The organism is Massilia sp. 01N410, assembly GCF_056399665.1.
Genome location: NZ_JBFTRV010000004.1, coordinates 325,979 through 351,985, shown reverse-complemented (window position 1 = coordinate 351,985; position 26,007 = coordinate 325,979). Strand labels below are relative to the sequence as shown.

Here is a 26,007-nt window from a genome sequence, read left to right as displayed (position 1 = left end):
TGCCGCCAGATCGTGACCGTCGCGCCGAGCCGCCTGCACCTGCTCGACCACTCCGAGTTCGCGCTCTACACGATCCGCCAGGAGCTGGCCACCCGCTTTCCCGACATCCCCATCGAAGCCCACCTCGGCTCGGTATGCAATGCCGACCTGGTCGAGCGCATCCTGCGCGACGGCAAGGTCGACACCATCTACCACGCCGCCGCCTACAAGCACGTGCCCCTGGTCGAGACCAATATCGTCGAGGGCCTGCGCAACAACGTGGTCGGCGCCCAGGTTGTCGCCTCCCAGGCCGCCCGGCACCGCATCGAGACCTGCGTGCTGATCTCCAGCGACAAGGCGGTGCGCCCGACCAACATCATGGGCGCCAGCAAGCGCATCGCCGAACTCATCTTCCAGGCCGCGGCGGCCCGCCATGGCGCCCGCACCACCTTCTGCATGGTCCGCTTCGGCAACGTGCTCGGTTCGTCCGGCTCGGTGATCCCGCTGTTCCAGCGCCAGATCGCGCGCGGCGGCCCGCTGACCATCACCCACCCGGAAGTGTCGCGCTACTTCATGCTGATCCCCGAGGCCGCCCAGCTGGTGATCCAGGCCGGCGCGATGGCCAAGGGCGGCGACGTGTTCGTGCTCGACATGGGCGAACCGGTGCGCATCGTCGACCTGGCGCGCACCATGATCGCCCTGCACGGCCTGACCGAGAAGAGCGTCCAGAACCCGGGCGGCGACATCGAGATCCGCTATGTCGGCCTGTTCCCGGGCGAGAAGCTGCACGAGGAGCTGCTGACCGACGGCGTGGTCTTCCCCAGCGACCACCAGCGCATCATGCGCATGAAGGAAAACGCCCTTCACCCGAGCGTGCTCGAGACCTTCATCACCTGCCTGATGATGGCTTGCGAGACCCACGAACGCGCCATGATCGAGTCGATGGTCAAGGCCATCGTCACCGAATACACCCCGCAACTGGCCCCGGCCGCACCGGCGCCCACACCCGCGCCCGCCGCGCCGCGCCTGGGCCTGATCCGAAAATTCGTGCCGTTCCGTATCTAATAATTTAACGTTTGGCGAGGACACTCATGCGTGATGAAAGCAAACCGGCATATCTCGAACAGCTGACCGAGCGGCTGGGCAAGCGCGCGGCCGTGATCGGCATCATCGGACTCGGCTACGTCGGGCTGCCGCTGGCACTGCGTTATTCCGAGGCGGGCTTCCGCGTCCTCGGTATCGACATCGACGGCGCCAAGATCGAGCGCCTGAACCGCGGGGAAAGCTATATCAATCACATCAAGCCGGCCGCCATCGCCAGCGCCCGCGAACGCGGCTTCCAGGCCACCACCGATTTCACCCGCGCCGGCGAGCCCGACGCCCTCATCATCTGCGTGCCGACCCCGCTGAACGCCTACCGCGAACCGGACCTGTCCTTCGTGCTCGACACCGCCGACGCCCTGCTGCCCTTCATGCGGCCGGGCCAGGTGCTGTCGCTGGAAAGCACCACCTACCCCGGCACCACCGACGAGGAACTCAAGCCGCGCCTGGAATCGCGCGGCTTCACGGTCGGGCGCGAGGTCTTCCTGGTGTTCTCGCCGGAGCGCGAAGACCCGGGCAATCCGGACTTCCACACCCGCACCATTCCCAAGGTCTGCGGCGGCGTGACACCGGCCTGCCTGGAGGCCGGCATCGCCCTCTACGGCCCGGCGATCGACAAGGTGGTGCCGGTCAGCTCGACCCGCGCCGCCGAACTCACCAAGCTGCTGGAGAACATCCACCGCGCCGTCAACATCGGCCTGGTCAACGAGATGAAGATCATTGCCGACCGCATGAACATCGACATCCACGAGGTGATCCGCGCGGCCGCCACCAAGCCCTTCGGCTTCACGCCCTACTACCCGGGGCCGGGCCTGGGCGGCCACTGCATCCCGATCGACCCCTTCTACCTGACCTGGAAGGCGCGCGAATACGGCCTGCACACCCGCTTCATCGAACTGGCCGGCGAGATCAACAGCGACATGCCGCACTGGGTGGTCGGCAAGGTGACCGACGCCCTGAACCGGCGCGGCAAATCGGTGATGGGCAGCCGCGTGCTGGTGCTGGGCATCGCCTACAAGAAGGACGTCGAGGACATGCGCGAATCCCCCTCGGTCGAGCTGATGGAGATCCTGCGCGAGAAAGGCGCGGCTGTCGATTATTCCGACCCGCACGTTCCGGTCTTCCCGCGCATGCGCGAGCATTTCTTTGACCTCAGGAGCGTCGAGCTGACCCCGCCTTCCATCACGTCCTACGACGTGGTGCTGCTGGCGACCGCTCACAGCGGCTTCGACTACGAGCTGATCCGGCAGTACGCCGCCCTGATCGTCGATACCCGCGGCGTCTACCCGGCCCTGCCGAACGTCGTGAAAGCCTGAGGAGCCGCCGCCATGCGCCACTACCCTGCTCCCATACTGGACCGCAAGATCCGCTTTGCCCTGGTCGGCTGCGGCCGCATCGCCAACAACCACTTCGAGGCCTTGCGCAAGCACCAGGACCGGGCCGAGCTGGTCGGCGTCTGCGACGTCGATCCGCGCGCCCTCGACCGCGCGGTCGGGGCCACCGGCGCCGAGGGCTATGCCAGCCTGGAGGCGATGCTGCGCCAGGCCGACGCCGACATCGTCGTGGTCACTACCCCATCCGGCCTGCATCCCGAGCAGGCCATCCAGATCGCCGCCAGCCGGTGCCACGTGATGACCGAAAAGCCGATGGCGACCCGCTGGGAGGACGGAAAACGGATGGTCGCCGCGGCCGACGCCGCCGGCGTGCGGCTGTTCGTGGTCAAGCAGAACCGCCGCAACGCCACCCTGCAACTGCTCAAGCGCGCGGTGGACAAGAAGCGCTTCGGCCGCATCTACATGGTCAACCTGAACGTGTTCTGGACCCGCCCGGAAGAGTATTACCGCAGCGCAAAATGGCGCGGCACCTGGGAATTCGATGGCGGCGCCTTCATGAACCAGGCCAGCCACTACGTCGACCTGATCGACTGGATCGTCGGCCCGGTCGAGAGCCTGCAGGCCTATACCGCCACCCTGGCGCGCGACATCGAGGTCGAGGACACCGGCGTGATCAGCCTGCGCTGGCGCAACGGCGCCCTTGGTTCGATGAACGTGACCATGCTGACCTATCCGCGCAATATGGAAGGCTCGATCACCGTGCTGGGCGAACACGGCACCGTGCGCATCGGCGGCGTGGCGGTCAACGAGATCCAGCAGTGGGAATTCGCCACCCCCGATCCCGACGACGCCAAGGTGGGCGACGCCAGCTACCAGACCACCTCGGTATACGGCTTCGGCCACCCGCTCTACTACGACAACGTGATCAAGGTACTGCGCGGCGAGGCCGAGCCCGAGACCGACGGCCGCGAAGGCCTGAAGTCGCTCGAGGTGCTGGTCGCGGCCTACATGTCCGCGCGCGACGGCAAGCGCGTCGCCCTGCCGCTGGAGTACTGAATGGGCGCCACCGTCCACCCCAGCGCCATCGTCGACGCCGGCGCCGTGCTCGGCGAGGCTACCCGGGTCTGGCACTTCGCCCACGTGTCCGCGGGCGCCCGCGTCGGCGCCGGCTGCTCGCTCGGCCAGAACGTCTTCGTCGGCGCCGACGTCGTCATCGGCGACCACGTCAAGGTCCAGAACAATGTCTCCGTCTACGACGCCGTCACCCTCGAGGACGAGGTGTTCTGCGGCCCGAGCATGGTCTTCACGAATGTCTACAACCCGCGCGCGGCGCTGGTGCGCAAGCACGAATACCGCCGCACGCTGGTCAGGCACGGCGCCACCATCGGCGCCAACGCCACCATCGTGTGCGGCGTGACGATCGGCGAGCACGCCTTCATCGGTGCCGGCGCGGTGGTCAACCGCGACGTCCCGGCATTCGCGCTGATGACGGGCGTACCGGCGCGCCACACCGGCTGGATGAGCCGCTTCGGCGAGCGCCTGCCGCTGCCGCTGACAGGCGGGGGCGACGCCCGCTGCTCCCACACCGGCGACGTCTACGTGCTGAAAGACGGCGTCTGCACCCTGCTCCCGGCGGCGCCTGCCCACCTGCCCCATCCCTGACCCACCGAAGCGAACCGAACATGGAATTCATCGACCTCAAGTCCCAATACCAGCGCGGGCGCGCGCAGATCGACGACCGCATCCGGGCCGTCCTCGACCACGGGCAGTACATCATGGGGCCGGAAGTGGCCGAACTGGAAGCCAGGCTGGCCGACTACACGGGCGCACGCCACTGCATCACGGTAGCGTCCGGCACCGAGGCCCTGATCATCTCCCTGATGGCCCTCGGCATCGGCCCTGGAGACGAGGTCATCACCACACCGTTTTCCTTCATCGCCACCGCCGAGGCGATCGTCCTGGTCGGCGCCACGCCGGTATTCGTCGACATCGACCGGGCCACCTGCAATATCGCGGCCAGCCTGATCGAGCCCGCCATCACCGCGCGCACCCGGGCGATCATGCCGGTATCGCTGTACGGCCAGCCGGCCGACATGGACGAGATCAATGCGGTCGCGCGGCGCCATGGGCTGGCGGTGATCGAAGACGCGGCCCAGAGCTTCGGCGCGACCTACCGGAACCGGAAAAGCTGCAACCTGTCGACGATAGCCTGCACCAGCTTCTTTCCAAGCAAGCCGCTGGGCTGCTATGGCGACGGCGGCGCCCTCTTCACCAGCGACGATGCGCTTGCCGCCGCGGCGCGCGAAATCCGCGGGCATGGCCAGTCGCGCCGCTATGTGCACACGCGGGTCGGGGTCGGCGGCCGCATGGACACCCTGCAATGCGCGGTCGTCCTGGCCAAGCTTGAGCACTTCGAGTGGGAACTGGCCGAACGCGCCAAGGTGGCGGCGCGCTACAACGCCCTGCTGTCGGGCCGCCTGGGCCTGGTGGGCTGCAACCCCAACCGCAGCAGCGTGTTCGCGCAATATACGGTGGTGCTCGAGGAACGCGAGCGGGTCCAGGCGGCGCTGCAGGCGGCGGGCATCCCGAGCGCCGTCCACTATCCGGTGCCGATCCACGTGCAGCCGGCCTACGCCCGCCTGGCCGACGCCGACAGCTGCCCGGTCGCCCTCGAGATGGCGAAAAAGGTGCTGAGCCTGCCCTTCGGCCCCTATATGCCGGCCGCGGACACCGACCGCGTGGCCGCCAGCCTGCTGGCCGCCGCCGGCGTGACGCTCCCGGACACCGCATCATGCGCATAGCCACCGTCCCCCGCGCGGCCGGCGCGCGCGGCCGGGTCGCCCATCTGACCTCGGTCCACCCACGCCACGACACGCGCATCTTCATGAAGCAGTGCCGGACGCTGGTGGCCCGCGGCTACGACGTGACCCTGGTAGTGGCCGACGGCAAGGGCGACGATCGCAAGGACGGCGTCGCGATCGCCGACGTCGGCAGGCTGCCGGGCCGCATCAACCGCATCCTGCGCAGCACCCGCCGCGTATTCCTGAAGGCGGCCGCACTGGATGCGCAGATCTACCACCTGCACGATCCGGAGCTGATCCCGGTCGGGCTGCGCCTGCAGCGGATGGGTAAAAAGGTCATCTTCGACTCGCACGAAGACGTCCCGCAGCAACTGCTGGACAAGCCCTATCTCAAGCCCGCGGCGCTGCGCCTGCTGGCCGGCATGTTCGCCGCCTACGAGCGCTACGCCTGCGCCAGGCTCGACGGCATCGTCGGCGCGACGCCCTTTATCCGCGACAAGTTCCTGCGGATGAACCCGCATTCCATCGACGTCAGCAATTTCCCGCTCGCGGGCGAGCTGGACGCCCCAGCCGGCTGGAGCGGCAAGCGGGACGAGGTCTGCTTCGTCGGCGGGGTCGACACCATCCGCGGCGCGCGTGAAATCGTGCGCGCATGCGCGCTGCTGCGCTCGCCGACGCGCCTGAACCTGGCGGGGCAATTCACCGAGGCCGCGCTGGAAGCGAGCGTCAAAGCCGAACCCGGCTGGCACCGGGTCAACGAACTGGGCTTCCTCGACCGCGCCGGCGTGCGCGCGGTGCTGGGACGTTCGGTTGCCGGGCTGGTGACATCCCATCCGATCGGCAATTTCCTTCATGGGCAGCCGATCAAGATGTTCGAGTATATGGCCGCGGGTATTCCCGTCATTGCATCGAATATCCCTTCCTGGCGCAGCATCGTCGATGGAAATCAATGCGGCATTTGCGTCGATCCTTTCGATCCTGCCGCAATTGCTGCCGCAATCGATTATCTGGTGGCAAACCGCGATCTCGCCGAACGGATGGGAGAAAACGGAAAAAAGGCCGTGCGCGAGCGATTCAATTGGGACGCCGAAGCGGAAAAACTGACGGCCTTCTACAGCGAAATCCTGCGCGGCACTCCCGTTGCGGACACTCAAGGCTGCACCAATACTTTGCCCTCATGCTAACAGGCGGACAAGCTGTTTTCCTTCATTAAAAACATTTGAAATACAGGCCCGGGCGAAAAGAATAAGCGCCGTTTAATTCCGCGGTGTGCCTGGTAATAAACTCATAGGCTCACATACGTCCCATCATGAAAATTACCGTGGTTGGAACTGGCTATGTCGGTTTGGTGACTGGCGCCTGCCTGGCCGAAGTCGGCAATCAGGTTTATTGTCTCGATATCGATCAGAAAAAGATCGACATGCTGAATGCCACGCGCATTCCAATTTACGAACCGGGTCTCGAAAATATCGTCCGGCGCAATATGGCGGCGGGCCGGCTGCAATTCGGAAGCGATATTGCCGCCGCGGTCGCTTTCGGCGATATCCAGTTCATCGCGGTCGGTACCCCGCCGCACGAAGACGGCTCGGCAGACCTGCAGCACGTGCTGGCCGCGGCGCGCAACATCGGCGCCCACATGGACGGCTACAAGGTGATCGTCAACAAATCGACGGTCCCCGTCGGCACCGCCGAGAAGGTCAGGACGGCGGTCGGCCAGGAACTCCGCAAGCGCGAGCTCGACATCGCGTTCGGCGTCGTATCGAATCCGGAGTTTCTCAAGGAAGGTACGGCGATCGGGGACTTCATGCGCCCGGACCGCATCGTCATCGGCGTCGACGACGAGCATGCGGCCAAGACCATGCGCCAGTTGTACCAGCCCTTCCAGCGCAACCACGAACGCATGATCGTGATGGACGTCCAGGCCGCCGAACTGACCAAGTATGCGGCGAACGCCATGCTGGCGACGCGCATCTCTTTCATGAACGAACTGGCGAACCTGGCCGAAAAACTCGATGTCGACATCGAACAGGTACGCCTGGGGATAGGCTCGGATCCGCGCATCGGCCACCATTTCCTCTACCCCGGCTGCGGCTACGGCGGCTCCTGCTTCCCGAAGGATGTGCGCGCATTGCGCAAGACGGCGGCCGAGCACGACAGCCCGATGCTGGTCATCGACGCCGTCCAGGCCGCCAACGCCGCACAAAAGCAGCTGATGGTCGACAAGATCCGCTCCCATTTCGGTCGGAGCCTGGCCGGCATGAACCTGGCGATGTGGGGACTGTCGTTCAAGCCGAATACCGACGATATGCGCGAAGCGCCCAGCATCGCCGTCATCAATGGCTTGCTGGCCGAGGGCGCGAGCATCCAGGCATTCGATCCGATCGCGATCGACGAGGCGCGCAAGGTCTATCCGCATGCATCCGGCGTCCAGTTCGGCAGCAATATGTACGACGTACTCGAAGGTGCCGATGCGCTCATCATCGTCACCGAATGGAAGGAGTTCCGCAGTCCCGATTTCAACCTGATGAAGCACAAGCTGAAAGCGCCGGTGGTATTCGACGGGCGCAATCTCTACGAGTCCGCCTGGCTGCTCGAAAAAGGATTCGATTACTACTCGGTCGGCCGTCCTCCCGTCGCCGGTGCGGCTGCCGCCAACCCGTCGTCGACTTCGGGAGCCATGTGATGATCAACGTCGGAATACTCGGTTGCGGGCGCATCGCCAAACGCCATATCGAATTGCTCGGCAACGGCAAGGTTGCCAATCTCCGCCTCGGCGCCGTGTGCGACGTCGTGCCCGAACGCGCCGAGCTCCATGGCCAGCAGTTCGACGTGCCGGCCTACCGGCATATGGACGAACTCCTCAACGCCCCCGGCATCGACGTGGTCGCCGTGCTCACCCCCAGCGGCATGCATGCCCGGCATGCGATCGCGGCGGCCAAGGCCGGCAAGCATGTGGTCGTCGAAAAGCCGATGGCCCTGCGTCTGGACGACGCCGACGCCATGATCCACGCCTGCGACGATGCCGGCGTCAAGCTCTTCGTCGTCAAGCAGAACCGCTTCAACCTGCCGGTCGTCAAACTCAGGGACGCACTCGACGCCGGCCGCTTCGGCCGCCTGATCCTCGGCACCGTGCGGGTGCGCTGGTGCCGCGAGCAGGCTTACTACGACCTCGACCCATGGCGCGGGACCTGGGAGTTCGATGGTGGCGTGCTGACCAACCAGGCCAGCCACCACATCGACCTGCTCGAATGGATGATGGGCGACGTCGATGCCGTGCATGCGCGCTCGGCGACGGCGCTGGCCCACATCGAGACCGAGGACACGGCCGTCGCGACGCTCAAGTTCTGCAACGGCTCGCTGGGCATCATCGAAGCGACCACCGCCGCCCGGCCACGCGACCTGGAAGGCTCGCTGTCGGTGCTCGGCGAACATGGCTCGGTCGAGATCGCCGGCTTCTCGGTCAACAAGATCCGCTCCTGGCAATTCGCCAGGCCGACCCTGGAAGATGCCGACGTCGTCGAGAACTTTTCCGTCAATCCACCGAACGTGTATGGCTTCGGCCACCAGGCCTATTACGAACACGTGGCCGCCTGCCTGCTCGACGGCAGTCCGGCGCTGGTCGACGGCCTGGTCGGGCGTCGCAGCCTGGAACTGATCAGCGCGCTCTACGAGTCGATCGAAACCGGCCGCGAAGTGCAGCTGCGTTTCCGTCCCAAGCGCTGCCGTCTCGGAGAAGTCGTATGAAGCCGGTCGATGCGGCCGCCGCAGCGGGGACGCGTGCGCCCACCCTGCTGCAAGCCGGGCTCCGGGATGTGTCCTTCGGCCGCGGCGTCAAGGTCGTCGCCCCCGTCAACCTCTACGAATGCGAGATCGGCGACGGCTGCTTCATCGGCCCCTTCGTCGAGATCCAGTCGAGCGTCCGCATCGGCGCGCGTACCAGGGTGCAGTCGCATGCCTTCATCTGCTCCCTGGTGAGCATCGGCGAAGACTGCTTCATCGGCCACGGCGTCATGTTCATCAACGACACCTTCGCCAGCGGCGGACCGGCCGGCGGAAAACAGGACTTGTGGCGCGCCACCAGGATCGGCCGCGCGGTGTCGATCGGCTCGAACGCCACCATCATGCCGGTACGGATCTGCGACGGCGCCGTCATCGGCGCCGGTGCGGTCGTCACCAAGGACATCCTGGAACCCGGCAACTACGCCGGCAATCCGGCGCGCCGGATCCGCGCCCTCGCGGCGCCCGCAGCATCGCAGCATTCTTCCAACCACTGACCTGCCGATACCATGCCTACCGTTCCCATCGCCGATCTGTATGCGCAGTACCTGTCGATCAAGGATGACATCGACGCGGCCATCGCCGCCGTGATTGCCGAATCGGGCTTCATCCGCGGTCCCTACGTCGACCGTTTCGAACGCGAGTTCGCCAAGCTGCTCGACGTCCCGCACTGCGTCTCCTGCGCCAACGGCACGGACGCGCTGTACATCGCCCTGCATGCGCTCGGGGTCGAGCCCGGAATGGAAGTCATCACCTCGGCGCATTCCTGGATTTCGACCTCGGAGTCGATCACCCAGGCCGGCGGCACGGTGGTGTTCTGCGACACCGACAGCGACACCTTCACGATCGACCCGGCCCAGATCGAAGCGAAGATCACGCCGCGCACCGTCGGCATCATCCCGGTGCATCTGTATGGGCAGCCGGCCGACATGGACGCGATCATGGCGATCGCGCGCAAGCATGGCCTGTGGGTCATCGAAGACTGCGCCCAGGCCCACCTGGCCAGATACAAAGGCCGTACCGTCGGCAGCTTCGGCAACGCCGCGACCTTCTCCTTCTATCCCGGGAAGAACCTGGGCGCGATGGGTGATGCCGGCGCCATCGTGACCGCCGACGCCCGGCTCGCCGAGCGGATGGCGATGTATGCGCGGCACGGCGGCCTGTTCAAGGGCGACCACCAGATGGAAGGGATCAACAGCCGTCTCGACGGCCTGCAGGCCGCGATTCTCTCGGTCAAACTGCCCCATCTTCCGGCCTGGACACGGGCGCGCCAGCAATGGGCCGCGGCCTATGCCGAAACGCTCGGCGAAGTCGAGGGACTGAGCTTGCCGACAGTCGCCGAGGGGCGCGAACACGTCTATCACCTCTACGTCGTGCGCCATCCGGAGCGCGCCGCCCTGGCCGCTCACCTGCACGAAGCGGATATACAAACCGTGGTGAATTATCCAGTTGCGCTGCCCTTCCTGCCTGCGTATCGCCGTTTCAGGCATGCGAGCCACGAGTTCCCGAATGCCCATGCCGACCAGTCGACCATCCTGTCGTTGCCGCTCTATCCCGAAATGACTTACGAACAGCAGCAGCACGTCGTCGATACCATCAAGTGCTTCAGCCCAAGCCATGCATGAACAAGCTCATTCCGGCCAGTGCGCCGGTCCGGAAAAGGCCCGCCCCAACCGGAGCGGTCTTACGACTATGAAGAAAATCTTCGGCAGGATCTATAGCGATTACATGATGCCGTCGCGCCTGGAGCACCACGAGAAAATCCTCGTGGCGGCATCGAATGCCGGCTATACCCATACTTCCTTGCGCGATTTTTTCAAGTCGATGAAAACCGGCGCAACGCCGTCCGATGATGTCATCCTGCACCGGCACGACATCGATACCGATGTGCGTACCGCGCGCCGGCTGTTCCAGATCGAAAAGAAGTACAAAGTCAAGTCGAGCTACTATTTCAGGTTGTGCACCCTCGACGTCGACTTGATGAACGAGATCGAGGAATATGGCAGCGAGGCGAGTTATCACTACGAGGAACTCGCGACCTTCGCAAAGAAGCACAATATCAAGCACCCGGCCGTATTGCACGAACGGCTTCCGGAAATCCGCGATTATTTTCTCAAGAACTTCCGGCTGCTCGAACGCCGGCTGGGCCGGAAAATGGTCACGGTCGCCAGCCACGGCGACTTTGCCAACCGCCGCCTGAAACTGTCGAACACGGAAATCCTCCGCTGCCCGATGCTGCGCAATGCGTGCGGCATCGAGTGCGAAGCCTACGACGAGGAGCTGCTCGGGCACTTTGGCGTGTACATTTCGGACCGCCCGCCTCCGCAGTACTACTACCCGATCTCGCCGCTCGACGCGATCCGCAGCCACAGCCGGGTCTATCTGCTGACCCATCCACGGCAATTCGACACGAACTGGAAGGAAAACACCAAGAGCAACCTCGTGCGCTTTTACGAGGGCCTGACCTGGTGAACGCCTGCCGTCCGGACCTGAACAGCTTGAGCATTGGTGACCTATGACCTCCAGAAAAATCCTGACCATCATCGGGGCACGTCCGCAATTCATCAAGGCCAGCGCGGTGTCGGCCGCCATTGCCGGGTGCTCCCGGCTGCGCGAAATCGTGGTCCATACGGGGCAGCATTTCGACGCCAATATGTCCGATGTGTTCTTTCCCGAACTCGGCATGAACAAGCCCGCTTACCAGCTCGCGATCAATGGCTGCGGCCACGGCGAGATGACCGGACGCATGCTGATCGAGATCGAAAAGCTGATGCTGGCGGAAAGGCCGGACGCGGTGCTGGTGTATGGAGATACCAACTCGACGCTGGCAGGCGCGCTGGTCGCCGCCAAACTGCACGTCCCGGTAGCCCATGTCGAAGCCGGATTACGGTCCTTCAACATGAAGATGCCCGAGGAAGTCAATCGGATCCTGACCGACGGGGTCTCGGAATGGCTGTTTACGCCAACCGGCGCGGCGGACCGGCATTTGTTGCACGAAGGCGTTGCGGCGTCGCGGATCCACCAGGTCGGCGATGTCATGTTCGACGTCGCCCTGCGCCATGGCGCCCGGGCCGGCGTCCACAGCGGGCCGATGCAGAGTCTCGCCCCCATGCTGGAGTCACGGCCATACTGCCTGGTCACGGTCCACCGCGCAGAGAACACCGACGCGCCGGCCCGCCTGGGCGTCATCGTCGAGTCCCTGGCAGCCTTTGCCGAACATGTGCCCGTGATCTGGCCGCTGCACCCGCGTACCCGAGCTGTACTTGCCAGACAGGGAATGCTGGACCGGCTGGCCGGCTCGGTGACCCTGCTCGATCCTCTGGGCTACCTGGACATGGTCTACCTCGAAAAGCAGGCCGCGCTGATTGCGACCGACTCGGGCGGCATCCAGAAGGAAGCCTTCTTCTATCGAGTGCCCTGCGTGACCTTGCGCGACGAGACCGAGTGGACGGAACTGCTGGAGGGCGGATGGAATCGCCTCGCACCGCCAAGCGACGCGGCGACGGTACTCGCCGCCCTGAAGGCGGGCCTCGGCAGCCGCGGCGATGACATCACGCCGTACGGCCGCGGCGACGCCGCCGCGCGCATCGTCGAACGGCTCGTCGCGGACCTGGATTGAGCGAGACCCGCCACCATGGAATCACTTGCCCGCCACTTCGCCACCGCCGTCGAGATCATCCGGCTGCCGGTCGCCGCACTGAACTTTCATTCGCAGATCGATCCGGCCGGCATCCCGGAGGCCTACCGCTACTTCACCAAGCCCCACCCCAAATACCGCATCATCCAGAACAAGAGCGTGGGCGCGGCGCTCGTCGACCTGCGCGCCAGCGCGAACCGCGACGCCTACCTGGATCAGATCATGGGCAAGAACCGCGGCGCCTACCATGCGAAGCGCGCGCGCTCGCGCGGCTATGTCCTCCGCGAGATCGAACGCAACAGCTACGTCGACGAGATCCATGCCATCAATACCTCGGTGGACGTCCGCCAGGGCCGTCCGATGGAGCAGCACTATCTTCAGAAAGTGTCCCGCTTCGAACAGCTGCCCTACTTCAGGTATTTCGGCGTGTTCGATGCCAAGGGCACGCTGATGGCTTACGCCAACCTCGGCATCTACGGCGATTTCTGCGCCTTTTCCCACGTCATCGGCCACCGCAACAACGATGGCGCCATGCATTTGATGGTGGCCGACATCGTTTGCGGGCTGGTCGAGGAAGGCAGCCTGAATTACGTCATGTACGACACCTTCTTCGGCGCTCAGCCTGGTTTGCGCCAGTTCAAACTGTCCCTCGGATTCAAACCTTACCGTGCCAGATACCGCCTGAAATGACACAGGAATTATTTTTCATGGCCTTTTGCTACCTGTCGAGAAATTCTCCCGACCTCTACGTCTGGCAGCGCATCGCAATGGTGTACTCATGAGCGCCTTGCGGCCCGATTTCTGGCGTAATGTCGTTACCGTCCTGACCGGGGCAACGGGCGCACAAGTCTTGCCCCTGCTTGCAGCTCCCCTCCTCACGCGCATGTGCACACCGGCCGACATGGGCGCCTTCAGTATCTGGCTGAGCGTGATCACGGTGGCCGCGATCGCCGCCACCTTGCGCATCGATGTCACCATGGTCCTCGAGCGCGACGCGGCACAGCAACAGGTCTGCTTCGAGGTGGTCGCTTATTCCGCAGGCGCACTGGCGCTGGTGCTCACGCTGCTCGCGGCGCTGGTGCGCGCCCTCGGCCTGCCGGCGCTGCAGGACATCACCTGGTTCGAACTGCTCACCATCGGCATCGGCACCTGGCTTACCGCCTATATCCAGACCACCTATGCCTACGCGACCTCGCACAACGAGTTCGGTAAGGCAGCAAAAGCCAAGATGGTAGGCGCCGGAACCATTGCCGCGACCCAGCTGGCCTTGCTCGCGCTGGGGCTGGGGGCGACGGCGCTGCCGGGAGGCCAGCTGATCGGTCTGGCAACCGGACTGTGGGTGGCGCGGGCGCTGCTGTCGCCGCCCTCCGCAAGGGTCGGGCTGAAGCTCGACACCGAACAACGCAACTATCTCGTGAAGCACCAGGCCTTCTGGCGCTTTTCCCTGCCCTCGAGCCTGCTCAACGCACTTGTGGGTCAGCTGCCGTTGTTCATCATCGGATTCAAACACGGCGCACTCGCGGCAGGCCTGTTTGCGCTCACCCAGCGCGTGGTCGCCGCGCCGATTTCCCTGCTCGCGGCCTCGGTGCTCGAAGTATTCAAGCGCCAGTCCGTGCATGACTTCCAGACGGTCGGCAATTGCGAGGAAGCCTACCTCGCGACCTTCAAGGCCCTCGCCCTGCTGGCTCTGGGGCCCTCGCTGATCCTGTTCCTGTTTGCGCCCGATCTGTTTGCCATCGTCTTCGGCCAGGACTGGCGGCCGGCGGGGGACCTGGCGCGCATCCTGGCCCCGCTGTGCTTCCTGAACTTCATTGCCAGCCCGCTCAGCTATGTCTTCTTCGTCGCGGGCAAGCAGAAGGTGGAACTGGTGTGGCAGGTGGCGCTGTTCCTGATGACGGCCACGGTGTTCGCCGTGGCGCCCTCGCTGCAGCAAAGTGTGCTCTGGTATGTGATCGGTTATTCCCTGCTTTATCTGGTCTACCTGTACATGTCCTATCAATGTTCCCAGAATCGGACGGCGGTCGCATGACGACTTTTCCCATTCCCGGATCCCGCCTCGAACGCGTCACGCTGACCGCGGCCTACCTTGCGCTGTTTCCCGGTTTCTTCTTCTATCACTTCCTGCTGGGGACGGGACAGATACACGCATTTCTTGGCGGGTATTTCGCTCCCGTTTCGCTGGCCTTCACATTTCCCATCATCGTGTTCTACATCAGGCAGCTTCGCCAGAACCGCAGCCGCCTCCTGCCCAACGAGCTGTACTACGGCGGCTTCCTGGCCTTCATCTGCGTCGTTGCCATCGTCAACGGCGCGAACGGCAAGAATCCGGTCATCGTCATCGCCCATCTGCTGGGGGCGCTTTACATGGCGAATACCTTCATCATGTTCAAAATGATCGATTTCGCGCACCCGGAAGTCCGTTATCCTTCTTTATTGTGCCTGCTGGGGATGTCCATCATTATCTTCGCGTATTCCGTCGATGGGGTATTCCGCATGGATGCGATGGGCCTCGCCCTGGATCCCAGCGCCCTGTCGACCTATCAGGGACTGGCGCGCTCCTACCTGGTCAATTGCCTGTGCGTCGTGGCGTTTACCCGGAGCCTGCCATTGCGCGCCTTTCTCTACGTCGTCGGCGCCATTTCCCTGTTTCTCAACACGGCACGCAGCGAATTCGTCGCCCTGCTGTTCACCATCCCCTTCATCGAGTTTTATTTCGCCCGGCATAAAACCGTATTTGCGATCGTGCTCGCATTGATTGCGTCGCTGATCACCATGAATCTGGACCATTTGCTGTCGATGATGCCGGATAACAGGATCATGGAATTGCTCGACCTGTCGCATTCCACCTCCGCCATTGCGAGACGTCACCTGGCCGAACTGGCGATGCGCACCATTTCCACTTATCCGATATTCGGGGATTATGCGAGTTACGCTCCCGGCCATTATGCGCACAACATCATGTCGGCCTGGGTCGATCTCGGCATGTTCGGCTTCATTTACCTGGTCGCCTTGCTGGCATTTCCTACCGTCTCGATGCTTATCAAGGGATATTTTTCGCGGGAGGATAGCGGCGACCTGATACTGGGCTTTTCGATGGCATGCGCCACTATCTTATTGCTCATCAAATCGCATTTTTTCACGGACATGCTCATCGGCGGAATGCTTGGCGCCTATTCGCAATACAGACTCAAAGGGAAGTATTCAAAAGGACGTGTCACCGAGCCCGGGCCATCCGCGCCAACCCCACTGCAAGAGGCGGTGCCGCACCGATCGGGTTGAAGCCTTGTACAAGTCCATCGGCATGAGCGTACTGATTGCCGCAGGCGGGTTTGCCTGTGCGGGCCGGATCATGCCGGAGCCCGGGCCCACCGACACCAGGCTGTATGTAGCGACAACGGGCGCTGACTCGAATCCGGGCAGCGAAGAAGCGCCCTTGCGGACCATTCAGCGCGCCGCCAGCCTGGCCAGGCCGGGCACCTCCGTACACGTCGCCGCCGGCACCTATCACGAAAACGTCGCAACCAAGGTACACGGCACCCCGGCCGCGCGGATACGCTTCGTGTCGGATACCAAGTGGGGCGCGCAGGTCGTCGGCAGCGGCACCGAAAGCGTGTGGACCAATCACGCCGACTACACGGACATCGTCGGCTTCGATATGTCCGGGACCGGCCGTCTCGGCATCCTCAACCTCGCATCGCACACGCTCATACAGGGCAACCACGTGCATGACCTGGGCGTGTCGGGCGGCTGCACCGGCGCCGGCGGCGCCGGCATCCACAACGCCAACTACCGCGCTTCGGACAGCGAGATCATCGGAAACGTGGTCCACGATATCGGGGTGCCGGGTGCGTGCGCCGGCATCCACGGCATCTACGTGACGAATCTGCGCAGCAGGATCGTCAACAACGTCGTGTACCGCGCCTCATCCTGGGGAATCCATTTGTGGCATGCCGCCGACCATGTGACGATCGCAAACAATACCGTCTTCGAGAATGGTTCCGCCGAGATGGGTGGCGGCATCGTCGTCGGCGTCGGCGACAGCCCGGGCGGCAAGATCCTGACCGACACCAAGGTCGTCAACAACATCGTCTACAACAATCCCGCCAAAGGCATCGCGCAGTTCTGTTATCCGGGCCAGAACTGCATCGGCCACGGCAACGAGGTGGCTAACAACCTCGTGTACGGCAGCACCGCGGCTGTGGTCATGAAGTTGACCAAAGCGATCGGCACCATCATGGAAGACCCGCAGTTCGTCAATTACCGTGCCAGGGGCGGCGGGGACTATCGACTGAAACCCAGCTCGCCAGCTCGCAGGAAAGGGCTCGAGAGCTTCGCACCACCCACCGATATCGAACATGTCACCCGTCCACGCGGGGCGGCTCCCGATATCGGCGCCTACGAAAACCGCTAGCAATCCTCCCGGGCGCCGTCCCATCCCGCCCATCTCCCTCTCCCTCTACCTCTCCCAACAGCGTTTCTTGGGAATTTGATATTTGTCGGAAATTTTTCTGTAAATCCATTGAACTTAGGAAGTTTCCGCCGCTCAAAGCTTACTCATTTGGGCGTCATTGAGGGACACGGAAACTGCTTTTACAAGTTTGATACTTCTAGAAGATTTTCCGCGAATCCATTGAACTAAAGAATTTTCCACCGCTCAAAGCTTACTCATTCACACGTTGTTGTTAGGATTTTTTTAGATGAAAAACGTCATTACCTCTGCTTCGAACGCTCGTATCCACGCCCTGCTCTGCTGTAGCGCCACCGTCCTGCTGAGCGCAGGCGTCGCCCAAACCGCCGCTGCCGCAGTCGTCTCGTCGAATACCAACCAAGCGCTCGTCGCGCCGGCCGATGCCACCAGCCAGCTGGCCGCTTCCAACGCCGCCACGGCTGCCGCAGCCACGTCGATCTATAACCTTTACGTGTCGCCGACCGGTTCCGATTCCAACCCGGGCACCGCAGCAAAGCCGTTCAAGACCATCCAGCGCGCGGCCAACATGGCCAAGCCCTCGACCACCGTCCACGTCGCCGCAGGTACCTATCGCGAAAACGTCACGACCAAGGTGCACGGCAGCTCGACCGCGCGCATCCGCTATGTGTCCGACACCAAGTGGGGTGCCAAGATCATCGGCAGTGGTACCCAGGGCATGTGGACCAACAACGCCAACTACACCGATATCGTCGGCTTCGACATCAGCGGCCCGGGCCGCCTGGGCATCCTGAACCAGGGTTCGTACACCCTGGTGCAAGGCAACCACGTGCACGACCTGACCATCTCCGGCGGCTGCACCGGCGCCGGCGGTGCCGGCATCATGAACGCGGTCTACACCGCTTCGGACGGCGACATCATCGGCAACGTCGTGCACGACATCGGCGTTCCGGGCAAGTGCAACGCAGTCCACGGCATCTATCACGCCAACCTGCGCGGTCACATCTACAACAACATCGTCTACCGCAGCTCGGCCTGGGGCATCCACCTCTGGCACGCGGCCGACAAAGTCATCGTGGCGAACAATACCTCCTTCGCCAACGGCGCCGGCAGCATGGGTGGCGGCATCGTCGAAGGCACCGGTGACGCTCCGGGCGGCAAGATCCTGACCAACACCCTGGTCATCAACAACATCGTCTACAACAACCCGGCCAACGGCATCCTGCAGTACTGCGCTTCCGGCCAGAACTGCATCGGCAGCGGCAACGTCGTCGCCAACAATCTGGTGTACGGCAACGGCGGCAAAGGCGTCTCGATGAAGGTCGGCAGCGCAACCGGCACCATCTCGGCCGATCCGCAATTCGTCAGCTACCAGGCCAGCGGCACCGCAGGCAACTATCGCCTGAAGAGCAGCTCGCCGGCAGTCAACAAGGGCCGTTCGAGCTCGGCCCCGACCACCGACATCGACGGCATCGCCCGTCCGCGCGGCGGCGCATTCGATATCGGCGCCTACGAAAGTTTCTAAGCTGTAGCGCACTGGCCCTGGACAGGATCCAGGGCATCGCCTCGACCCACGCGGAGCCTTACTTCGCGTGGGTTTTTTATTTGTGGTGCTTCAAAGCGCGGGCTTACTAAGTTGATATCGTCCATGCATAGCATCGGCAGGCACGAACCGAATCGACTGGCTCAGCGTGAACATTCTACTAATCAATCATTACGCAGGCTCGCTGCGGCATGGCATGGAGTACCGGCCCTATTACCTGGCGCGCGAATGGCGGCGGCTGGGTCACCGGGTCCGGATCCTCGCATCGGCCCGCTCCCATGTACGGACCCACGATCCCGACCTGCAGGGACGGTCGCGGCTCGACGAAGTCATCGATGACATCGAATACACCTGGTTCGATACGCCGGCCTATGCCGGCAACGGCGCCGGCCGCGCCCTCAACATGGCGGCCTTCGTCACGCGCCTGTACCGTGAAGCACGCGCGCTGGCACGCGAGTTCCGCCCGGATGTCGTCATCGCCTCCAGCACCTATCCGCTCGACATCTGGCCCGCGCACAGGATCGCCCGCCTGGCCGGCGCGCGCCTGCTGTTCGAAGTGCACGACCTGTGGCCGTTGTCGCCGATGGAGCTGGGTGGCTATTCGAACCGCCACCCCTTCATCATGCTGTTGCAGGCGGCCGAAACCTACGCCTGCCGCCATGCCGACGCCGTGGTCTCGATCCTGCCCAGAGTGCGCGAGCATCTGGAGGCGCACGGCATGGCGCCGCACAAGCTGCATCTCATCCCCAACGGCACCGACCCGGCCGAGTGGCTGCGCGAACCCCAGCCCCTGCCGGCGGTGGCCGAGGACACGCTGGCGGAGCTGCGCGCGCGCGGCCGATTCATCGTCGGCTTTGCCGGAAGCCACGGCGTGGCCAATGCACTCGAGACCCTGCTCGGCGCGGCCGCCCTGATGCGCGACGATCCCGTCACCTTCGTACTGGCGGGTACCGGCCCCGAAAAGGAAAGGCTTCGGCAACGCGCCCGCGACGAAGGCCTCGACAATGTCCGCTTCCTCGACCCGGTCGCCAAGCAATACGTACCCGCGCTGCTCGCCTCCTTCGACCTGGCCTACATCGGCCTGCAACGCCAGCCCTTGTTCCGTTTCGGTGTCGCACCCAACAAACTGATCGACTACATGATGGCCGCCCGACCGATCCTCTACGCGATCGAGGCAGGCAACGACCTGGTGGCGGAAGCAGGTTGCGGCATCTCCGTCACGGCCGAAGACGCGTCTTCCGTGGTGGAGGGCATCCGCACCATGCGCGCGATGGATCCGGAACGGCGCAAGGCCATGGGACTCCAGGGGCGCAGGTTCGTCCTCGAGAACCTCACCTATCCGGTGCTGGGACAACGCTTCCTGCAAGCTTGCGCCTGACCTTTCAGTCTGACTTTTCACACTGAGGACAATATGATCGAACCGACCGTGGCACCCACCGACGTCTCCCCTTTTCTCCCCTTCGCATTACCGGACATCGGTGAAGAAGAAATCACCGAAGTGGTGGCCTGCCTGCGTTCCGGCTGGGTGACAACCGGCCCCAAGACCCGCCAGTTCGAACAGGAATTCGCCGCCTACCTGGACGCCGGCGTCGAGACGGTGTCGGTCAATTCGGCCACCGCCGGCCTGCACCTGGCGCTCGAAGCGCTCGGCATCGGTCCGGGCGACGAAGTGATCCTGCCGACCATGACCTTCACCGCCACCGCGGAAGTCGTGCGCTACCTGGGCGCACAGCCGGTGCTCGTCGACGTCGAACCGGACACCCTGAACCTGAATGCCGCCGCGATCGACGCCGCGATCACGCCCCGCACCAAGGCCGTCATCGTCGTGCACTATGCCGGCCTGGCCTGCGATATGGACACGATCCTCGCGCTCGCGGCGGCACACGGCCTGCGCGTGATCGAAGACGCCGCGCATGCCTTGCCCACGCTCTACAAAGGCCGGCTGATCGGCACCCTGGACAGCGACGTCACGGTCTTCAGCTTCTATGCCAACAAGACCATGACCACCGGCGAAGGCGGCATGGTGGTCACGCGCGACGCCGCGCTCGCGGCCCGGGTACGGATGATGCGTATCCACGGCATCAAGCAGGACGCCTTCGCCCGTTACACCTCGACCACGCCGGCCTGGTTCTACGAAGTCGTTGCGGCGGGATTCAAGTACAACCTGACCGATATCGCCGCCGCCATTGGCGTCCAGCAGTTGCGCAAGCTCGACCACTTCCTGCTGCGCCGCCAGCAGCTCGCGCGCGGCTACGCCGAAGGACTGGCCGGCTTGCCGCTCCAGCTGCCACCGGATGCGCCACCGGGCTCGAGCCACGCCTGGCATCTCTATCCGGTACGTCTGACCAGGGCTGCGCCGCTGGACCGCGACGAGATGATCGCCGCACTGTCCCGGCAGCGGATCGGCACCAGCGTGCATTTCATTCCCCTGCACCGCCATCCCTACTGGAGCGAAACCTGCCGCCTGTCGCCGGCCCAGTTTCCCGTCGCCGAAGCGAGCTATCACGCCATGCTGACGCTGCCCTTGTACACAAAGATGAGCGATGCCGACCAGGCCCGCGTCATCGCGGCCGTGCGCGCGACCTTGTCATGATCAAGCGCCTGTTCGACATCCTTGCCTCCCTGGCCGGCCTGGTCTTGCTGGCGCCGCTGTTCGTGCTGATCGCCCTCGCCATCAAGGTCGACTCGGCGGGACCGGTGTTCTTCCGGCAGCAGCGCGTCGGCCGATGGGGCAAGCCCTTCAGGATATTCAAGTTCCGCACCATGAGCGCGCGGACCGACGAGACGCGCCAGCTGACCGTCGGCGACGACTGCCGCATCACCAGGGTCGGCCACTTCCTGCGCCACTACAAGATCGACGAGTTACCGCAGCTCATCAATGTACTTTACGGAACGATGAGCCTGGTGGGGCCACGGCCCGAAGTGCCGCGCTACGTGGCCTGTTATCCCCCGGATGCGCGCAGGATCGTCCTGTCGGTAGCGCCGGGAGTCACCGACTGGGCCTCGATTCTCTACCGCGACGAGAGCCGGATACTGGGCCAGGCCAGCGATCCCGAAAAAGCCTACGTCGACACCATCCTTCCCATCAAGCTCCGCTACGGCATGCGCTATGTCCAGGAGCGCAGCTTCGGGACCGACCTGCAGATCATCTGCAAGACACTGGTCGCCATCGTGCATTGACGAGGACAGAGCATGTTCTGGCGCGAGCTCGTGCATATCGGTGACGTTCCCCTGACACTGGCGGCGGCGACGGCCGTGACGGTGTGGCTGCTGCTTGCGCGCGCCTGGCGCCCGGCACTCTTGTGGAGTCTGCTGTTCGCGCTCGGCATCGGGCTGGTCGCGACGACCAAGGTAGCCTTCCTGGCATGGGGAGCCCCGCTGCCGGGAATCAGCTTCAAGGCCGTCAGCGGCCATGCCGCCGGCGTCACTGCGGTGCTGCCGCCCCTCTTGTTCCTGCTGCTGCAGCGCACGCCGCGTCTTCAGCGCGCCGCCGTGGCAGCCGGGCTGGCGGCCGGTGCGCTGATGGGCGTGCTCCTGGTCGTGCAGGGCTATCACAGCGTGGCCGAGGTGATCGCCGGCTGGGCCATTGGCGTCGCCGTCAGCCTGGGCGGGATCTGGCTGCTCCGCCCGATGCCGCGCCCGCCCGGCCGCGCATTGTGGTGCGCAGGGGCGGTATTCGCAGCGACCGTGTACACCATGCATTCCTTCCCGTTTGCTTACGTCATGCATCGCGTCGCGCTCGCCGTGTCGGGCAGCTCCACGACTTTTCCATTCACGCAGCCCGCCAAAGAATGCGGGATTCGACCGAAGAAGGAGGCATCATGTCTACTAAAGAAATGCGTGGTTCCGCGCTCCCGCGGCTGGCATTCCAGCGAAAGAGTCGGTTAGGGGATGACTATTGGCACTCCGTCCTGATATCGCTGCTGCGCGGCGCGGCCGCAATCATCGTGGCCGCCGCCCATGTGCGCGCGGCCATGTACCCGGGCCTCCGCACGATCTCCGATCCCCCGCTGTGGTTTCAGGGGTTTGCGTTCGTTACGGGGTTTGCTCACCAGGCCGTGCTGGTATTTTTCATCATCAGCGGCTGGCTGGTGGGAGGCAGCCTGCTCAACAAACTCGACAAGCCCGGCGCCTTCACGGACTATGCGATCGACCGCATGACGCGCCTGTGGACGGTGCTGATCCCGACCTTCATCCTGACGCTGCTGTTCGCCGCCGCCATCGACGCCGTCGATACGGGCAGCGTCGATTACTCCGCCACCAACGAGTACTCGGCACTCGTATTTTTCGGCAACCTGGTCGGCTTGCAGCGGGTGTTCCTTCCCGATTTCGGCGGTAATTTCCCCCTGTGGAGCCTGGCGAACGAAACCTGGTATTACGTGCTGTTCCCGCTGCTGGCGCTACTGTTTGCCGCACGCACCTACATGGCACGGTTGGCCGCCACCGCAGCCGTGCTGCTGATCGTCGCCATGCTGCCTTTCTCCATCACCGCTTACTTCCTGATCTGGCTGCTCGGCGTTGCCTTTTCGCGCGTCCGGATCGAATGCGGCCCCGCCCTGCGCCTCGTCTGGCTGGTGCTGCTGCTCGCGGTGGCCGGGTATTTCCGCCTTACCGGCACGCTCGACGCCTTCACGACAGATACCCTGTGGCAGGACCTGGCCTGCAGCCTGATGTTCCTGGTCCTTCTGTCGAGCATGCAGTTCCGCGCCGCGCCGAGCTCGGCGCTCGTGCGCCCGCTCGCCAATGGCGGACGCTTCTTCGCCGATTTTTCCTTCAGCCTGTATGTGCTGCACGTTCCGCTGATCGCCCTGTTGGCGCATTGGTTGGCGACGTCTTTCGGCCTGCGCCAGCTGTCTCCCTACCTGCCCATGCACTTCGCGATCTGCATCGGCATCGTCGCGACCTGCCTGGTGTCGGCCTACCTGTCGTACCGGCTGTTCGAATCGCAGACCTATCGCATCCGGCGGGTCGTCAAGCAATGGGCGACGAGCGCCCGGCGCTCCAGCCAGTACCGCGCTGGCTGAACACCAAGCGCCATCACGCCGCCATATCCGGATGAGTTTTTGGACAGGAAAGCGCGGCCTCGAACCAGGCCGGCGGCAAGTAGAGAGGGCTGCGCGGGGTTCAGGCGCCCAGCTGCCCGATAGGGCCCGCCAGGAACTGCATGTGGTAGCCGCCGATTCCGTGGGTCATGTTGTTGAACAGGACCCCTTGCGGCGACAAGCCAGCGTGGTTCAAGCGCTTGACCGATTCGGTGACCTCGGCATTGGTCGTCACGCTCGCACGCGCCAGCAGGAAGATGGCGCCGGCGCGGTTGCCGATCACAAGCGCATCCGCGGCCAGCAACAGCGGCGGCGCGTCGATCAGCACCAGATCGTAGTTGGCACTGACGGTGTCGATCAGGCTGCCCAGGTTGACGTGCTGCAGGAAGTCCGAGCAGTTCTGCGGCACGGCCCCGGTCGGGATAAAGTCCAGGTTGTCGATCACATCGTGATGGATGACCTCTTCCACCGGGGCGGATCCATTGATTGCCTTGGACAATCCCTGGTCGCGGCTGACGCCGAAATAGCGGTGCAGCTGGCCGCTGCGGAAGTCGGCATCGATCAGCAGGACGCGCTTGCCGCTGCCCGCCATCACAGCGGCGAAATTCGCGGTGACGAACGTTTTCCCGATGCCACGCGTTGGCCCGACGAACATGACGATATTGTTCCTGAAGTGGGGCATCGAGAACTGCAGCGTCGCCCGGAAGCCGCGCAGGCTCTCGACGGCCGGATCCTCGGCGATGATGGTCGCCAGGAGCGGCAACGCGCCGCCGTCGCCCTTCGCCTTGCGCATCAGCTTGTCCTGGTTGCTGCTGTGCGGGATGGTGGCGTAGACCACACGCGCGCGCAGCAGGCGTTCGATCTTCTGCGGATCGTCGATCCCGCCCAGCATGGCCTTGCGCGTGAAGGCGACCAGGCTGCCGAGGAAAAGCCCCGTCACCACGGCCAGCGCCACGATGAGCGGACGGTTCGGCTTGATCGGCTTTTCGGGCGCGATCGGTGCATCCACCATGCGCACGTTGCTGACCCGCCCGACCGAGATCAGGCGCAGCTGCTGGGCCGTGTTCGACAGCGCCGTGTAGAGATCGGTGCTGACCTTGATGTCGCGCGTCAGCCGCGCCTCGTCCTGCTCCAGCACGGGCATGGCCTTGATGCGGGCATTGACTTCCTCGATCTCGGCGTCGACTTCCTTGCGCTGGCGGTTGATGGCCGCCACGACGGGGTGGTCTTCAGTGAAGCGCGCCAGCAATTCGGTCTTCTTCTGGATCAGTTCGATCCGTCGTGCGCGTGCGGCCGCGGCTTGCGCCAGGCTCATGCGGGCTTCTTCCTGCAGGTCCACCGTGCCGTGCACGTTGCGGAACTGGTTGTAGCGGTCCTCGGCCTGCTCGAGCTGGCGCTTGATGATCGGCAGCTGCTGGTTCAGGAAGGCCAGCGACTTTTCCGCTTCCTCGGTCTTGCGCGCCAGATTCTGACGCATGTATTCGCGGCCGATCTCGCTCAGCACGCTATGGGTACGGCGTGCGTTTTCGCCCTGCAGCTTGGCCTCGATGATGCCCGACTGCTTGCCCTCCTCGGTGATCACCAGGGTGTTCTGGATGGCCTCGATCATCGCCAGGCGCGACATGCGGCGCAGCTCGAAGCGGGCGCCGGGGTTGGCCGCCATGCGGTCCACCTTCAGTTCGATCACGCCCTCGGGCGTCGGCACCCGGTAGCGCAAGCCAACATTGCCGTCGAAGACGATGCGCTGGCCGCCGCCGAAAAAACGGAAGCGCTGGTTGCCCAGCGCCGTCAGGGTGAACTCGCGCCCCAGCCAGACGTCCGGCACTTCGAACAGCGACACCTCGGCCTTCTCGGCACCCCAGACATAGCCGCCATAGCCGAACAGCCCGGGTTCCGACAATCCGCCGCCCTTCTGGTTGGCGAACCAGAAGCCCGCGATCGGGAAGTATTTTGGGCGGACGTCGATATACAGCTGCAGGTTGTCGACCGCGCGCGACACCACCATGCGCGAGCGCAGCAGCTCCATCTCGGCGATCGCCGCCTTCTTGGTCTCGAACAGCGACGAGGCTTCGCTCAGGATATTCTTCGACGCGTTCGGGCTTTCCTCCTCCACGTGGATCATCATATTGGTCTCGAACACCGGCTTGGCGACCAGTGCATACAGCACTGCCCCGAGGGTGATGACGGCGGTGATCCCGCCGATCAGCCCGCGGTTCTCGTACAGCGTGCGCAAATAGCTCTTGAGATCGATGGAGGATTCATCATGCGGCCCCTCGACCGCGCCCGGGTCGAAAGGCACCCCGACAATCGGCGGACGAGGGGCGACATGGGTCAGGGCGTGCTGCTCGCTTGCATTACTCATGGTCG

The 26,007-nt window shown here is 64.1% G+C and carries 23 protein-coding genes; 22 read left to right on the top strand and 1 reads right to left on the bottom strand.

Features of this window, described 5'->3' with window-relative positions; translation table 11 throughout:
* From AC1DOP_RS08215 to AC1DOP_RS08110, 22 genes are all read left to right on the top strand, one after another.
* The coding region (locus AC1DOP_RS08215) for a UDP-N-acetylglucosamine 4,6-dehydratase family protein (RefSeq protein ID WP_477250735.1) at positions 1-1,044 on the top strand (1,044 nt) is incomplete at its 5' end.
* Between the two features lie 26 nt (positions 1,045-1,070).
* Entirely contained in the window at positions 1,071-2,396 is a 1,326-nt protein-coding gene (locus AC1DOP_RS08210; protein WP_477250734.1) for a nucleotide sugar dehydrogenase, read from the top strand.
* A 12-nt stretch (positions 2,397-2,408) separates the two neighbouring features.
* Complete coding sequence (locus AC1DOP_RS08205; RefSeq protein WP_477250733.1) at positions 2,409-3,470, top strand: Gfo/Idh/MocA family protein; 1,062 nt, start codon at positions 2,409-2,411, stop codon at positions 3,468-3,470.
* Positions 3,471-4,076: an acyltransferase gene (locus AC1DOP_RS08200; protein WP_477250732.1), complete on the top strand. Its 606-nt coding sequence runs from the start codon at positions 3,471-3,473 to the stop codon at positions 4,074-4,076.
* Positions 4,077-4,096: 20 nt separating this feature from the next.
* Positions 4,097-5,215, top strand: coding sequence for a DegT/DnrJ/EryC1/StrS family aminotransferase (locus tag AC1DOP_RS08195; RefSeq protein ID WP_477250731.1), 1,119 nt, complete (start codon positions 4,097-4,099; stop codon positions 5,213-5,215).
* The gene (locus tag AC1DOP_RS08190; RefSeq protein WP_477250730.1) at positions 5,206-6,399 is read left to right on the top strand and encodes a glycosyltransferase family 4 protein; all 1,194 of its coding nucleotides are present in this window, start codon (positions 5,206-5,208) and stop codon (positions 6,397-6,399) included. Before AC1DOP_RS08195 ends, AC1DOP_RS08190 begins: the two co-directional genes overlap by 10 nt.
* A gap of 125 nt (positions 6,400-6,524) precedes the next feature.
* Positions 6,525-7,898 carry a UDP-glucose dehydrogenase family protein gene (locus AC1DOP_RS08185; protein ID WP_477250729.1) on the top strand — a complete coding sequence of 458 codons (1,374 nt, stop codon included), beginning with the start codon at positions 6,525-6,527 and terminating at the stop codon, positions 7,896-7,898.
* Complete coding sequence (locus AC1DOP_RS08180; RefSeq protein WP_477250728.1) at positions 7,898-8,959, top strand: Gfo/Idh/MocA family protein; 1,062 nt, start codon at positions 7,898-7,900, stop codon at positions 8,957-8,959. Before AC1DOP_RS08185 ends, AC1DOP_RS08180 begins: the two co-directional genes overlap by 1 nt.
* Positions 8,956-9,489, top strand: a complete 534-nt coding sequence (locus AC1DOP_RS08175; protein ID WP_477250727.1) for an acyltransferase — start codon at positions 8,956-8,958, stop codon at positions 9,487-9,489. Before AC1DOP_RS08180 ends, AC1DOP_RS08175 begins: the two co-directional genes overlap by 4 nt.
* A 12-nt stretch (positions 9,490-9,501) precedes the next feature.
* On the top strand, positions 9,502-10,617 hold the full coding sequence (locus AC1DOP_RS08170; RefSeq protein WP_477250726.1) for a DegT/DnrJ/EryC1/StrS family aminotransferase: 1,116 nt from the start codon (positions 9,502-9,504) through the stop codon (positions 10,615-10,617).
* 67 nt (positions 10,618-10,684) lie between these two features.
* Entirely contained in the window at positions 10,685-11,464 is a 780-nt protein-coding gene (locus AC1DOP_RS08165; RefSeq protein WP_477250725.1) for a polysaccharide deacetylase family protein, read from the top strand.
* Positions 11,465-11,507: 43 nt separating this feature from the next.
* Positions 11,508-12,611: a non-hydrolyzing UDP-N-acetylglucosamine 2-epimerase gene (wecB, locus tag AC1DOP_RS08160; RefSeq protein WP_477250724.1), complete on the top strand. Its 1,104-nt coding sequence runs from the start codon at positions 11,508-11,510 to the stop codon at positions 12,609-12,611.
* A 15-nt stretch (positions 12,612-12,626) separates the two neighbouring features.
* The gene (locus AC1DOP_RS08155) at positions 12,627-13,319 is read left to right on the top strand and encodes a hypothetical protein (protein ID WP_477250723.1); all 693 of its coding nucleotides are present in this window, start codon (positions 12,627-12,629) and stop codon (positions 13,317-13,319) included.
* Between the two features lie 88 nt (positions 13,320-13,407).
* The gene (locus AC1DOP_RS08150; protein ID WP_477250722.1) at positions 13,408-14,658 is read left to right on the top strand and encodes a lipopolysaccharide biosynthesis protein; all 1,251 of its coding nucleotides are present in this window, start codon (positions 13,408-13,410) and stop codon (positions 14,656-14,658) included.
* Positions 14,655-15,908 carry a hypothetical protein gene (locus AC1DOP_RS08145; protein WP_477250721.1) on the top strand — a complete coding sequence of 418 codons (1,254 nt, stop codon included), beginning with the start codon at positions 14,655-14,657 and terminating at the stop codon, positions 15,906-15,908. Before AC1DOP_RS08150 ends, AC1DOP_RS08145 begins: the two co-directional genes overlap by 4 nt.
* 22 nt (positions 15,909-15,930) lie before the next feature.
* Entirely contained in the window at positions 15,931-17,040 is a 1,110-nt protein-coding gene (locus AC1DOP_RS08140) for a DUF1565 domain-containing protein (protein ID WP_477250720.1), read from the top strand.
* 286 nt (positions 17,041-17,326) lie between these two features.
* Positions 17,327-18,580, top strand: a complete 1,254-nt coding sequence (locus AC1DOP_RS08135; RefSeq protein WP_477250719.1) for a choice-of-anchor Q domain-containing protein — start codon at positions 17,327-17,329, stop codon at positions 18,578-18,580.
* Between the two features lie 166 nt (positions 18,581-18,746).
* The gene (locus AC1DOP_RS08130; RefSeq protein WP_477250718.1) at positions 18,747-19,976 is read left to right on the top strand and encodes a glycosyltransferase family 4 protein; all 1,230 of its coding nucleotides are present in this window, start codon (positions 18,747-18,749) and stop codon (positions 19,974-19,976) included.
* 33 nt (positions 19,977-20,009) lie between these two features.
* Positions 20,010-21,191 (top strand): DegT/DnrJ/EryC1/StrS family aminotransferase, encoded by a 1,182-nt coding sequence (locus AC1DOP_RS08125; RefSeq protein ID WP_477250717.1) that lies wholly within the window; start codon positions 20,010-20,012, stop codon positions 21,189-21,191.
* A complete protein-coding gene (locus tag AC1DOP_RS08120) occupies positions 21,188-21,778 on the top strand; it encodes a sugar transferase (RefSeq protein ID WP_477250716.1) in 591 nt (196 codons plus the stop codon). The genes AC1DOP_RS08125 and AC1DOP_RS08120 overlap by 4 nt, the downstream gene beginning before the upstream one ends.
* 12 nt (positions 21,779-21,790) lie before the next feature.
* Complete coding sequence (locus AC1DOP_RS08115; RefSeq protein ID WP_477250715.1) at positions 21,791-22,486, top strand: phosphatase PAP2 family protein; 696 nt, start codon at positions 21,791-21,793, stop codon at positions 22,484-22,486.
* Positions 22,420-23,622, top strand: coding sequence for an acyltransferase family protein (locus tag AC1DOP_RS08110; protein WP_477250714.1), 1,203 nt, complete (start codon positions 22,420-22,422; stop codon positions 23,620-23,622). Before AC1DOP_RS08115 ends, AC1DOP_RS08110 begins: the two co-directional genes overlap by 67 nt.
* A 100-nt stretch (positions 23,623-23,722) precedes the next feature.
* Here the strand turns inward: AC1DOP_RS08110 and AC1DOP_RS08105 are convergent, their stop codons facing one another.
* On the bottom strand, positions 23,723-26,002 hold the full coding sequence (locus tag AC1DOP_RS08105) for a polysaccharide biosynthesis tyrosine autokinase (RefSeq protein ID WP_477250713.1): 2,280 nt from the start codon (positions 26,000-26,002) through the stop codon (positions 23,723-23,725).
* Positions 26,003-26,007: the final 5 nt, after the last annotated feature.